Here is a 13082-nt window from a genome sequence, read left to right on the forward strand (position 1 = left end):
TTATCTTAGGATGGTTAAGTAAAGACTGATGGAGGGGAATATGAGTATTTTCTCACGATTGTTCAATAAAAAGGATAAGGAAGTTGAAAAGGTTGAAGAACGAAATTTTTTCAACCTCCAGATCAATGATATCATCACCTACAATTTTGAAGATTATCAGGTGAGCGGAAAATTGATCTACAATGACGGCGGTTATGAGTGGTACGCGTATCAGCTTGTCGGAACGAATGAGACGATCTGGTTAAGTGCAGAAATGGATGACGAGCTCGAACTTGGAATCTATAAAAGCACGAAAGAAAAACTGACCGAACCAATCCCGAATAAAGTAACTGTGAATCAGACAGAATACGCTCTTGATGAAAAAGGGACCGCTTCAGTACGGGGAGAAGGCCGGGGGAAAAACGTAAACGGCCAGCAAGTGAAGTACTTTGATTTCGCAAATGATGCAGAAGACCGCTTCCTTTCCGTTGAAATATGGGGCAGTGAAGTCGAAGTCAGTGAAGGTCATGAAATCGAAAGCTATGAAATAAAAATCATTGCTGCAAGCTAGAAAGATTAGATATTTATGTTTATTCGCAGAAATTAAAAAAAGAAAATCAGGAGGTATAGCATGTTTAATTTCTTTAAAAGAGTACGTACAATGGTTTCGTCTGAGTTGAATTCAGCGCTTGATAAAGCGGAGGATCCTGTAAAACTGCTGGACCAGTACATGCGGGAAATGGCTGCAGATATCCGGGAAGCTGAAACGGCTGTCGCAAAACAAATCGCAAATGAAAAGATGCTCAAGAAAAGGTATGAAGATGCAAAGAGCATGGTTGAGAAGAGAGAAGAGCAAGCGGTTCAGGCATTGGAAGCCGGGAATGAAGACCTCGCCCGCAGAGCGCTGGAAGATAAACAGAAACACAATCAACAGGTGGATACACTGCTCGCTGCGCATACCAAAGCGAAGGACGATGCCGATTCCTTACGTGAGAGACTATCTGAAATGAAAGCGGAATATGATGAGATGAATCTGAAAAAGGATTCCCTCAAAGCAAGAGCTGAATCCGCGAAAACGAAGACCAAGATCAATCGCACGATGTCGAATATCGGCAACGACAGTTCCCAACAAGGCTTCAAGCGGATGGAGGAGAAAGTAGTCCAGTATGAGGCTGAAGCGGAAACGACAGATGACATGCGCTCTTCAAACAAGTCCCTTGATGATGAGTTTGAAGCGATGAATACGAAGAATAATGTAAACGATGAATTAGCGGAGTTAAAGAAAAAACTGGGGAAAGAATAACCTTCTTTCCCTTTTTAATGGGGTGTGTCGATGAGAAGGAAAGTCATAGGAATCTCCATAGCGGCAACATTTCTCCTTCTGGTGGCTTGTGGGTCTGCTAATGTACTAGATTGGATCGCCGAACACTATCCTTTAGAGGATGTGGTCGAAAGCAGTACCGATCCAGATGATGTTGCTAGATTATACGTTGCCAAGGACAAAAGTATACAAGAGGTATCTAAAGCGATCAAGGATCAAATGGAGCCGGAGAATGCCAGTGAAATAAAGGAAAATAAGCAGATATTGGTCTACGATGATTATTTTGTGACACTGACACAAGATGAGGATGATCCGGAGAATACCAATATAGAAGTGGCAACGGATGAATTCGTCCGTGATAATTACCGACCGGGCTTTTTCAATGGATTTATCGCGTATTACATACTGGACCGGACTTTCGGGGTGAACGATTGGCGATATAAACAGGATCAGCGTTGCGGCGGAAAATGTTATGAAGGCTATAACAAATCAGGTGGAAATTATAAAGGACCTGCTACCCCTTCTTCTTTTAGAGGATCAGGGAATCGCGGCGGAGGTCCTGGAACTGGAAAATAACTTTTGGGAGGTTTAACATGAGTCCATTTATTTTAACGTTATTATACTTTATCGCAGCTGTTGTGATCGTTGTCATCGGTCTTGTCATTTTTGAGCTTGTGACGACGAAATACAAAGATTGGGAAGAAATCAATCGAGGGAATTCTGCTGTCGCCTTATCGATCGGCGGTAAGATTATCGGTATCTGTATCATTCTGGCGTTCTCGATTTATACGAATGATAGCATTCCTCAGACGGTGCTTTGGGGCGGTTATGGAGTCGTTTTACAATTGGTCGCCTATTACTTGTTTGATTTTCTTACGCGGAGGTTTACAGTTGAAAAAGAATTGAAAAATGGGAACGTCTCTGTCGGGATCGTTTCAATGTGTGTGTCAATAGGATTGGCATTTGTAGTCGGGGCTTCGATCACATAACAGCAATCATTCCATTCAATAGCGGACACCAGAGCCGTTATTTGTGACAAAATGAAGTGTTCCTGAATTTTAACGGACACCACAGCCGTTATTTGTGAACAAAGAAGCTGATTTTCAATGGTATTTGCGAAATAAGGTCCCTGGTGTCCGTTAAGTTTGTAAAATTCTAATGTTTTGGTCAAATAAGGTCTCCTGTGTCCGTTAACGGGTAAGTGGAAAATCAACAATATAGAATACAAGATGAACGGGGAGAACCAAATCATTGGCTCACCCCTCTTATTTTATGAAGTGCGTGCCTGGCACCATTTGAGAATTCAGTCGTAGCAAGGGTTCCAAAAAGGTGCCAGGCACCGGTTACGAAGGTGAAATCATGACAGATAACGGGACAATCAAAAGTAATCGAATTTACTGGGCATCAGGAATCGTATCGATATGCGGGATCATCTTCGAAGTCCTGTTTGGTGCATTAGGTTCATACATCCTGGGGGATGGCGTGAAACAGTACACGTTGACGATTTCCTTGTTTCTCACCGGTATGGGAATCGGATCCTTTTTAAGTGAAAAGGTTATGAAAAAGCTGCTCGAAGCCTTCATCATCATTGAGTTTTCAGTCGCTTTGATTGGCGGTTTCTCAGCATTCCTTTTATTTGGAGTAACGGCTTATTTGGGGGATGGATCGGATGCGATCTTTTTATACACGGTCATTCTCGTCATCGGTACCCTTACTGGACTGGAATTACCGATCCTGATCCGTAAAGCAAATGAAATCGGCGTCCAGATCAATAAAAGTACAGCAAGGGTTCTTTTTTCAGATTACGCAGGCGGCTTGATTGGCGGATTACTCTTCATTTTCCTTTTCCGTCCTCAATTCGGTCTCGTAAAATCAGCATTCCTCGTTGCGATCATCAATCTGGTGGTCGCGCTCTGGGTCTTGTATACCTTCAGGAAAGAACTTACCCGTGTGAAGATCTATTCTTCCGTTGGCGGCCTCATTTTTATCCTCCTAATCGGCGGGGTGATGTTTGGGGAGGAGATGGCACTTTCTTTTGAACAGAAATTGTACAAGGATCCGATCATCTATACGGAAGAGACGAAATATCAGCATATTGTATTGACGAAGGAACAGGGGGATCTAAGGCTCTATTTGGACGGACAGCTCCAGTTCAGTTCAGCAGATGAATACCGGTATCACGAAACGCTGGTCCATATCCCGATGGCGCTGGCAGAGCGGAAAGAAAGGGTCCTGGTGCTTGGCGGCGGTGATGGTCTCGCGCTTCGTGAACTTGAAAAGTATAAGGATATAAAAGAAATTACGTTGGTTGATCTTGACCCAAGAATGGTTGAACTGGCAGAAACCAATCCGCTTTTGAAAGAGTTGAATGGCAATGCATTTGAAAATGAAAAGGTGGAAGTCCTTCATAAAGATGCGTATGATTTCATGGAGAAGACGGAAGGTTTTTATGATGTGATTCTTGTTGATCTACCTGATCCAAACAATGAATCTCTGAACAAGCTGTACACACTCGAATTCTATTCCTTGCTGCGGAATCATCTGGATCCAAGCGGTATGATCATGGCACAAGCTACCAGCCCGGTGTTTGCAAGAGAGGTATATTGGACGATCGATGAAACGTTTGCGGAGACGGGCATGAATACTGAAAACTTTCATCTCGATATTCCGAGCTTTGGAAACTGGGGATTTGTCCTGGCTTCAAGGAAACCGATCGATATCGACGAGGTTAACATCAACGTTGAGACGAAATATTTATCGACAGAGCTGATCCCGTCGTTAACCAAATTCGGGAAGGACGAAGATCGTTCTTTTGCAAATAAAGATGGGGATAAAGTGGACGTTAAACCGAATACGTTAATCCGTCCAATCTTGATTGATATCTATGAAAAAGCCTGGCAGGATTATTGATTAAGGCTGACTTCTAAAAGTTTGTTGCTAATGGATTGTCATAAAAAAAGATGCTGAAACCTTTTGGCAGCGGAAATATGCGAGACTCCAGCGGGAAAAGCAAGCTAAGCGAGACCCCGTAAGCGAGGAACGAGCTGAGAAGATTAAAAAACAACAATCTATGGGAATACAGCCTTAACTAAAAAAGAGACATTCCCTCTCGAAGATTGACCTTAAGAGGGAATGTTCCACATTAGACACGTTTTTTTATAAACTTATACACTAAGATTGCTGCAGCTACCACAAGCAGGATGTGGATGATTCCGCCTACGATGTTGAAAATCACACCGAGCAGCCAGATGATCAGTATGATCCACAAGATTGTCCAAATCATAGTTGAAAATCCTTTCATTGACATATTTGACAGATAGTTTTCCCTGAAATCCTCAATAAAATGCAGATGACAAGATATAGCCCTAATGATCAGGAGGTATCTTAATGGATCGCACCACTATACTTCATATTTTGAATGGCCAAGTGATGCATGATCATTTCAAGAAAACACGCTTTCTTTCACATGAAATGATGGTCCCCTTCAACGAGGCGATGTGCTATGGAGTAACAAGCAAGTATGTCTTTTCCGATGATTTCTCTGAAATCCGTGCCAATGTCCACAAAGTAACCACTGCACAATACGCTGAAATCACTCTAAAACCATTACAACCCTTCCTTAGTGGAGATTTTTCACGAATAGAACTCTGGTTTGATGCGGATATGTTTTGCCAGATCAATCTCCTGACCATTTTAGCCTGGCTGGATCAGACGGCTTATCAAGAAACTGTGTATCTACATATCGTTGGTGAAAAGTTTGAGCCTTTGGAGTATTACACCTTGGAGGTGGATGGATATCATGAGCTTTATCAACAGGTTTTAATTAATAAAACAATGCCTGATTCTCTCAGTTTGTCCCCATTACAGAAGGGGATTGAGTTGTATTTGGATTATCTTGCACCAGATAGTGATCTCATGCGGTATATTCAGAATCATAAGGATGTGCCTGCAGATGAACTAGCATCCTCACTCTTAGAAAACTTTAAAGACTATGGGTTAGGCGACACCCAATATTATGAACTTATAAAATCTAGCAGGGAGCATAGGGCAAAAGAAGAATAGACATACAACTCATTTTTTGAATTTTCCAAACCTTACGTAACATTATTTGACAAAAATCGTCTAAACGGTTGAATAAAGAATGTGAGGAGATTCAAATAATGAGACGTTTATTTATTTTTGCATTTGCTTGCTTGTTCATGACTATGAGCTTGGTGGCATGTTCTTTTCCAGTATCAGGTTTACAGGAAAATCAGGACAATGAGACTGAACGACAACCAGAACATACTCGTGAACAATTAAGCAATAAAGACACGAATGAGGAAATTGACTCTCAACCTCAAACAGAGGATCCGGATGGTAAATTAGTTGAATATCACGGACCGGTCGAGCATATCTTTTTTCATCCAACAATCGTCTATCCAGAATTGGCATTCGATTACGATGCGATGGCAAAGGGATACAACGACTATTTTGTCACTGTAGATGAATTTAAAAGAACGCTCGATGAACTTCACAAGAATGACTATATCTTAATCGACATCAACTCACTGGTCGAGGAAAAGGAGGATGGCAAAATCGTAACGAGGCAATTGATGCTTCCTGAGGGTAAGAAACCATTGGTCCTCTCGATCGATGATATGAATTACTATGACTATATGAGGAAGAACGGGAATGTTTATAAGCTGGTGCTTGATGAAGAGGGTGAGGTTGCCTCCTACGAAAAGACGCTAGAAGGTAAAGAGCTGATTACACGTGATCATGCGATTGTTCCTATTTTAGAACAATTTGTAGAAGAGCATCCGGATTTCTCTTTCAATGGAGCGAAGGGACTCATAGCACTGACCGGGTATGAGGGTGTTCTAGGCTATCGGACCAATGAATTGAATAGCGTTGAAATTGAAGATCGAAAGCAAGAGGCACTCAAGGTCATCAAGCGATTAAAGGAGACGGGGTGGTCATTTGCGTCTCATGGTTACGGTCATCTGGATGCGAACAAGGTAGGTTATCACCGCCTGGCTGACGATACACACCAATGGAAAGAGGAAGTGGAGGTGTTGATCGGTGGAACAGATGTGTATATCTATCCGTATGGCAGCAGGGTCGAAACAGGAGGAGCGAAATTTAAGGATCTTGTGGAAACAGGCTTTAAAATTCTCTGTGGTGTGGGACCTGAACCATATATGGAAGTATACGAAGATAGCGCGATCATGATGGACCGCCGTCACATTGACGGTATTGCACTTCAAACGCAAAAAGACAGATTAGCACCTCTTCTAGATGCTGACAATGTGCTTGAAAATGAAGTCCGACCTGAATATTAGATTGTAAAGAAAACTAGGCGAATTAAAGCTTTAACGAAGACTGAGCACTGAAGAATTATGCTTTTCATTAAGTGAAATAAAAAGAAGCTGCCGATAGCGTCGGCAGCCTATGACAGTGACGGTCATCACTGTCTTTTAGGGGGAGGGGATAGGTCTTTAATGGATTTATGCGTTAAAGTATAAATGATAAATGGATGTAAGTAAATACAACCAAAGGCGTAATATGTGTTCGTAATAAAAATAATAATAGGCTCCTGTGATAGAAGGCTACAATCAGTATTATCTTACGGGTTCTTTATCTCGCTTTCGGAGTCCTAAGAGTCCTACTAGTCCTAAGAGACCAAGCCATTCCCAGTTCGTATCATTCTCAGCGCCAGTAGCAGTCACATTTGCTCGGCCATTACGGTCCTCACCATCTGCTTCATCACCGATTCTTAATGGACCATCGTCCTCATTAATGTTCAGTGGCCTCTCACCATAGTTTCCATCATCCGTTGTGTCCATTTGATTATTATTGCCTTCTGCAAAAGCTGTGATCGAAGCTGATGAAAGGATTAATGTCAGCGTAAAAAGGACAGACAAAAGGGTTTTCATTGTCATTCTACCTCCTGAATTATTTCGTTTTTTGTAAACATGTTCAACTTTATGATTCCGATTGTTGAGAAAGTTATTCACGTGAAAGGATTTAAATTATCAAATGTGTAAATGCACAAAAATCTAAAGGTTTAAGTCCATTTGAAATGTAACGATGTTGAAAGGGAGGTAATCATGACGGAAAAAACAATAAATAAAACAGAACTCATAGGAGCTGGATTAGGCATTATCTTCATGGCTTTTTTCGGGATGCTATGGTCGGTTACTGGAAATATTGGATTGCAAGGATTGGGTCTCCTTTCGTTTCAGCTTCTGTGATATTTATAGGTATGGTTTTGATGGTTTTAGGTTTCTCGTTATTGAGGAATTCAAAGGAACTCCCAGCCATAACGTCGAAAGAAGGTTATGAAAGAGGAAAGCGCATCAACTTCTGGTTCAACATGATCTTCCTGGGAGAAGGAATCGCAATCGGTATTACGATTGCAGTCTGTAACTTCATCAATCAGACAGATCTTATTCCAGGGATTATCGCGCTTATAGTCGGCATTCACTTCTTTCCTTTAGCACATCTTTTTCAGGTTAAGCTCTACCATGTTACAGGTGCTCTTCTCTGTTTACTCGCGCTTATTTCATTCACCTTTTTATCGACGGCCATTGAATTTGGAAACCGAACTGTACTGATTTCGTTCGCTTTACTTGGTTTTGGTTCAGCTCTGATCCTGTGGGCAACGGGCTTGATCATATGGATAACGACAAAGCGGTACAGATTTTAAAGAAATGGAGGTTTGTGTGATGTTGAAACTGTTTAAATATAACTGGCAGGTTCGTGAAGATTGGTTTAGATGGTGTGAAGATTTGTCTAAGGAAGAATTGTTGAAAGAGCGGGTTGGCGGAGTCGGCAGTATCCTTTATACATTGTTTCACATTGTGGATGTCGAATGGAGTTGGATTCTTGGCTTACAGGGTGAGCCGGAGCCAGAACTTCCTTTTGAGGAATTTGCCAGCTTGCAAAAAGTGAAGGAATTTTCAAGTCGATGTCATGCCGACGTTGAACCATTTGTGAGAGCCTGGACGAATGAAATGGAGTACCGGATCCTATCAGAAACGGATGCCGATGGAAAAATGGTCAGCTTCAAACATGGTGAAGTCATGCGTCATGTCATTGCCCACGAAATTCACCACATCGGTCAGTTATCTGTGTGGGCACGTGAAATGGGAAGGAAGCCTGTCACGGCAAATCTCATAAGAAGAGGATTATACGATTGATACCATAGAAAAGCAATTACCGGACACCAGAGCCGTTATTTGTGACAAAATGGCGTATTTCGGAATTTTACCGGACACCAGAGGCGTTATCTGTGAACAAAACAGCTTCATTTCAATGATATCCTCAAAATAAGAGCGCTGGTGTCCGGTATTTTTGTACATCCTAATGAATTGAACGAAATAAGGTCTCCTGTGTCCGTTAACGTTTTTTCATGAAATGAACTTAATAAAAACTAGACTCTCATAAAGGGCACTGTTGTTTTCAAGAGAAATTTGCGACACTCCTGCAGGAAAAGCGAGCCAGGCGAGACCTGCAGCGAGGAACGGGTGAGGAGGCTCGCGGATGTGGGTTAATGCAGAAAAGTGATGTCTGGCTTAGCGCCACTTGAATCACTTTTCCTGCGGCGGTCGACACATTGACTGACATCTTATGTGTGAACCCACGCAGAACCAAGTCTTTGTTTGGTTCGAGTCTCCTCGTAAGTTTTCCAGTGACCTATGTGACTAATCGGGTCGCTTCCGTTTTTCGTTTGCCTGTGGAAATGGAGCGAATTTCGTAAAGATCATAAAATGAACAGATCCTTAAAAGTGGGCGAAACCCCTTTCATTGAGATGAAAACGCTTCAAATATGACAAAACAATGGAAATAAATATAATTTTCAGAAAAACTGTTGTCATTCGACAAATTTCCGTATAGAATACTCCCTATCGTTTATTATGAAGGGAGGCTTCGCGATGGTTACATTTCTTGCATCCATCATGTTATTACTTCTAGGATATTTTTTCTATGCAAAGGTGGTTGAAAGAATTTTCGGCATCGACGACCTAAACCGGACCCCTGCTTATACAAAGAATGACGGGTTCGATTACACACCTATGAGCTGGTGGAAAGCCACCCTCATTCAACTGCTCAACATCGCTGGCCTCGGCCCGATTTTTGGTGCTATCTTAGGGGCACTGTATGGCCCGGTGGCATTTATCTGGATTGTCATCGGCTGTATTTTTGCAGGTGCTGTACACGATTATTTTTCTGGGATGTTATCATTACGCCACAACGGCGCACAATTTCCGACCATTGTCGGTAAATATCTAGGAAAACCAGCACAATCCATGATCAATGTACTCTCAATTGGTTTAATGATTCTTGTGGCAGCTGCATTTACAGCTGGTCCAGCACAGCTGATGGCCGAGATTACACCCTTAAGCTTCACGGTGTCGATCCTGATCATTTTTGCTTATTTTCTTGTAGCGACATTATTGCCTGTCAATAAAATTATCGGACGGGTTTATCCGATTTTAGGTGGAATCCTCATTTTCATGGCGCTTTCAATCGGGGTTGGATTATTCTTTTTCGATAACCCGATTCCGAACTTGACTGTGAACAACCTGCACCCTGAAGAACTGCCGATTTGGCCGCTACTGATGGTCACCGTTTCGTGTGGGGCAATCTCAGGTTTCCATAGTACACAAAGTCCGATTTTATCCAGAACGTTGAAAAAAGAAAGTGAAGGGCGTAAAGTCTTTTACGGTGCCATGATCAGTGAAGGGATCATCACGCTCATTTGGGCAGCTGCGGGAATGACGTTCTTCGGCAGTACAGGGGCGCTTCAGGAGGCTCTTGCGTCAGGAGGTCCTGCAGGTGTCGTAAACGAAATAAGCTCGACGACTCTTGGAACACTGGGTGGCATCCTGGCCGTACTTGGTGTGATCATTTTACCGATTACGACAGGGGATACAGCATTACGGTCATCTCGTATGATGCTTGTGGATCTTTTAAAGCCTGTTCTCAAAAAAGCCGGAAAGAAGACGAATGCATTGCTTGTCATTCCAGTTGCTGCGCCAGCCTTTTTCCTGACACAGATCGATTACAGCTTTTTATGGCGTTACGTCGGCTGGTCGAATCAGGTCGTTGCGACAGTCATGCTTTGGACAGGAGCCATGTACTTGATCATGCATCAGAAGTTTCATTGGATCTGTAGTGTGCCTGCTCTATTCATGACTGCCGTGGTGAGCACATATCTCTTTTATGCACCAGAAGGGTTCGGATTGCCGTATAGAACCTCAATGTTCATCGGAGCTGCGATCTGGACAGTTGTTTTCATTTGGTTCATCACTCGACTTGTAAAATGGAAAAATACCGATCAAACAGATTTGGTGGTCAAAAAAGCAAGTTGAATATGTGAACGTTTATACCCCCGGCAACGAAGTCGGGGGTGTAATTATGGAGGAGTATCCAGTTTATTTTACTTACGCGGTTGACTGGATCTGTTTTATTTTTTAAAGTAAAGGTAATTAAAGACGGAAGGGTGAATACGTACATGATTCAATAAACCTGATCTTTATGAGACGAATCGGTGAAAGTTGAACATCATTTTCCTGGGGATATTTCTGTTCTTGTGGACTTACCGATTGTTTTCTAGGATAGGTTTTATTGTCATGTACTTCTTAAACATTGCGAGAAGCAAGATATTAGGTCTGCTTCAGCTTGTTTGTATTATTTACATGACTCCTATTCTTGAAAACAAGGTAGGAGTTTTTTTGTGAGATTTTTAAGGAGGTTTTTAATGAATATTGATGTGAGAGAGTTCGAGTTGAAAACACCTGACTCAGGACCATATGGGATCGATGTATCAGATGATGGGAAAGTATGGTTCACCCAACACAAAGCCAACAAAATCAGTTATCTTGATACGAACGGTAAAATCAAAGAATTTGAAATCCCGACTCCTGATGCTCGGGTTCAGTGCTTACGATTTCTTCGGATGGACACATCTGGTTCACTGAAAATGGTGCAAATAAGATCGGAAAGGTGACAAACAAGGGGATATTTACGGAATACGAGTTGCCACAGCCGGATTCTGCACCCTATGGCATAACGGAAGGGGCTGATAATGACATCTGGTTCACTCAGTTGAATGGGAACCGGATAGGAAGATTGACTTCTGAAGGCGAAATCACTGAATACGAGTTGCCGTACAAAGGATCTTACCCTTCCTTTATTACTCTTGGACCGGACAATGCCATATGGTTCACTGAAAACCAATACAATGCAATCGGAAGAATAACCGAGAGTGGTGAATTGACCGAATATCCTATACCGACAGAAGCTGCGGGTCCAGTAGGAATTACTTCTGGCAATGATGGCGCACTGTGGTTTGTGGAAATCCTGGGTAACAAAATTGGACGGATCACAACTGCTGGGGAGATAACAGAATTCGATATTCCAACCTCGAATGCTCGGCCTCATGCGATCACAAAAGGAAAAGGCAATGAATTATGGTTCTCGGAGTGGGGAGCTAACAAAATCGGCAGGGTGACAACTGATCACGCGATTGAGGAATACCCGATTCTAACAGAAAATGCAGAACCCCATGGGATTGCATATGGGAGTGACGGCTCAGTATGGGTCGCATTGGAATGCAACAAAATAAGTCAGTTCAAAGTATGAACAGTATTGGAACCTTTTCATCTGTCCCTCGTAAATGTACTACGCTATGATTTAGGAGGGTGTTTTTTTGAAAGTGAAAAGCAGTCTAATGACGTTTGCCGCCGCTGGACTACTCATCTTTTCGATGAACCCCGGTCACTCTCTGAATGGAGCTGCCGGAGTAACAGAATATGAGGAAAACCAAATTCAAAAGATCGACTACAGAATTACACCAGAGGAATTCGGTAATGCTTTCCTGGATAGTGAATTCAAAAAAATTTATCAGCAAATGAGCGATGAAATTCAGGAAAACGTACCATATGAAGACTTTAAAAGGATGGCAGAATCTTTCAATCACGGTGTGAAAACATATGAATTGGCAAGTAGTTTTACATTCAACAAACATATGCAAAGGGATGTATGGATCGATGACCATAATACAAAAGGGATGCAGGTAGTATATAGTAAACACAAAACAATTGAAGGTTTTCAGCTAGCCCCGCTTGAATCTTATCCAGAAACGGATCAAACGTATACTGAAAATGCGTACAATATGCCGATCCAGGACAAATGGTTTGTTTTTTGGGGAGGCACCAACCAATTGCTCAATTATCATTACTCTGCAGAAAATCAAAGGTATGCCTATGATCTAGTGATGATGAAGAACGGCAGCAGCTATCATGGAAATCCGACGAAAAATAAACACTATTATGCTTTCGGTGAGAAAGTGACTGCTCCGGCTGCTGGCAAAGTAGTCGAAGTCGTCGATGGCATTAAGGATAATGTGCCAGGCGAAATGAATTCGGAGAAACCGCTTGGTAACCATGTCATTATTGAACATGAAAATGGAGAATATAGCTTGCTTGCCCATTTTAAAGAGGATTCGCTTTCGGTTGAGGCAGGTGAATGGGTGGAACAAGACGACCTGCTCGGATTATGCGGGAATTCAGGAAATTCAAGTGAGCCGCATATCCATTTCCAGGTGATGGACTCACCAGATATTTGGGATGCACAATCTGTTCGGATCACGTTTGAAAAAGGAAATGAGCCTATTCAAGGAGATTTTATAACACCTTAATAAGGGGAAGCTGTCCGATATATTGTCGGACAGTCTTTTTTGGTTGTTCTAGTTACCAAAATTAAAATTCAATAAGACATGCATAATTTTCCA

At 42.2% G+C, this 13082-nt stretch carries 14 protein-coding genes and 1 pseudogene; 13 read left to right on the top strand and 2 right to left on the bottom strand.

The window, feature by feature from the left end:
• The first annotated feature begins 40 nt into the window (after nucleotides 1–40).
• The 5 genes from KOL94_RS00985 (at nucleotide 41) to KOL94_RS01005 (ending at nucleotide 4210) form a co-directional block, all read left to right on the top strand.
• Complete coding sequence (locus tag KOL94_RS00985) at nucleotides 41–550, top strand: DUF4178 domain-containing protein (protein WP_221563298.1); 510 nt, start codon at nucleotides 41–43, stop codon at nucleotides 548–550.
• A 60-nt stretch (nucleotides 551–610) separates the two neighbouring features.
• On the top strand, nucleotides 611–1282 hold the full coding sequence (locus KOL94_RS00990) for a PspA/IM30 family protein (RefSeq protein WP_221563299.1): 672 nt from the start codon (nucleotides 611–613) through the stop codon (nucleotides 1280–1282).
• A 30-nt stretch (nucleotides 1283–1312) separates the two neighbouring features.
• Nucleotides 1313–1876: a DUF4247 domain-containing protein gene (locus tag KOL94_RS00995; RefSeq protein WP_221563300.1), complete on the top strand. Its 564-nt coding sequence runs from the start codon at nucleotides 1313–1315 to the stop codon at nucleotides 1874–1876.
• A gap of 17 nt (nucleotides 1877–1893) precedes the next feature.
• Entirely contained in the window at nucleotides 1894–2289 is a 396-nt protein-coding gene (locus KOL94_RS01000) for a DUF350 domain-containing protein (protein ID WP_221563302.1), read from the top strand.
• A gap of 367 nt (nucleotides 2290–2656) precedes the next feature.
• Nucleotides 2657–4210: a polyamine aminopropyltransferase gene (locus KOL94_RS01005; RefSeq protein WP_483298081.1), complete on the top strand. Its 1554-nt coding sequence runs from the start codon at nucleotides 2657–2659 to the stop codon at nucleotides 4208–4210.
• A 232-nt stretch (nucleotides 4211–4442) separates the two neighbouring features.
• Here the strand turns inward: KOL94_RS01005 and KOL94_RS01010 are convergent, their stop codons facing one another.
• The gene (locus KOL94_RS01010) at nucleotides 4443–4583 is read right to left on the bottom strand and encodes a lmo0937 family membrane protein (RefSeq protein ID WP_221563304.1); all 141 of its coding nucleotides are present in this window, start codon (nucleotides 4581–4583) and stop codon (nucleotides 4443–4445) included.
• Between the two features lie 104 nt (nucleotides 4584–4687).
• Between KOL94_RS01010 and KOL94_RS01015 the strand changes: the two genes are divergently transcribed.
• Nucleotides 4688–5362 (top strand): AraC family transcriptional regulator, encoded by a 675-nt coding sequence (locus KOL94_RS01015; RefSeq protein ID WP_221563306.1) that lies wholly within the window; start codon nucleotides 4688–4690, stop codon nucleotides 5360–5362.
• Nucleotides 5363–5460: 98 nt separating this feature from the next.
• Nucleotides 5461–6624 carry a polysaccharide deacetylase family protein gene (locus tag KOL94_RS01020; RefSeq protein WP_221563308.1) on the top strand — a complete coding sequence of 388 codons (1164 nt, stop codon included), beginning with the start codon at nucleotides 5461–5463 and terminating at the stop codon, nucleotides 6622–6624.
• Between the two features lie 279 nt (nucleotides 6625–6903).
• Here KOL94_RS01020 and KOL94_RS25565 read toward each other — a convergent pair whose 3' ends face one another.
• The gene (locus tag KOL94_RS25565) at nucleotides 6904–7218 is read right to left on the bottom strand and encodes a WGxxGxxG family protein (protein WP_311775090.1); all 315 of its coding nucleotides are present in this window, start codon (nucleotides 7216–7218) and stop codon (nucleotides 6904–6906) included.
• A 174-nt stretch (nucleotides 7219–7392) separates the two neighbouring features.
• On the opposite strand from KOL94_RS25565, the gene KOL94_RS01030 reads away from it, so the two are divergent.
• From KOL94_RS01030 to KOL94_RS01055, 6 genes and pseudogenes are all read left to right on the top strand, one after another.
• Nucleotides 7393–7536 carry a hypothetical protein gene (locus KOL94_RS01030; RefSeq protein ID WP_221563310.1) on the top strand — a complete coding sequence of 48 codons (144 nt, stop codon included), beginning with the start codon at nucleotides 7393–7395 and terminating at the stop codon, nucleotides 7534–7536.
• A 41-nt stretch (nucleotides 7537–7577) separates the two neighbouring features.
• A complete protein-coding gene (locus KOL94_RS01035; protein ID WP_221563312.1) occupies nucleotides 7578–7991 on the top strand; it encodes a DUF7010 family protein in 414 nt (137 codons plus the stop codon).
• Between the two features lie 19 nt (nucleotides 7992–8010).
• Complete coding sequence (locus KOL94_RS01040; RefSeq protein ID WP_221563314.1) at nucleotides 8011–8484, top strand: DinB family protein; 474 nt, start codon at nucleotides 8011–8013, stop codon at nucleotides 8482–8484.
• Nucleotides 8485–9219: 735 nt separating this feature from the next.
• Nucleotides 9220–10659, top strand: a complete 1440-nt coding sequence (locus tag KOL94_RS01045; RefSeq protein ID WP_221563316.1) for a carbon starvation CstA family protein — start codon at nucleotides 9220–9222, stop codon at nucleotides 10657–10659.
• A 389-nt stretch (nucleotides 10660–11048) separates the two neighbouring features.
• Nucleotides 11049–11932 (top strand): annotated as a pseudogene (locus tag KOL94_RS01050) (Vgb family protein).
• Between the two features lie 73 nt (nucleotides 11933–12005).
• Nucleotides 12006–12989: a M23 family metallopeptidase gene (locus KOL94_RS01055; RefSeq protein ID WP_311775158.1), complete on the top strand. Its 984-nt coding sequence runs from the start codon at nucleotides 12006–12008 to the stop codon at nucleotides 12987–12989.
• Nucleotides 12990–13082 lie beyond the last annotated feature (93 nt).

Origin of the sequence: Alkalihalobacillus sp. TS-13, from assembly GCF_019720915.1 — a bacterium.
Lineage (GTDB): Bacteria > Bacillota > Bacilli > Bacillales > Fictibacillaceae > Pseudalkalibacillus.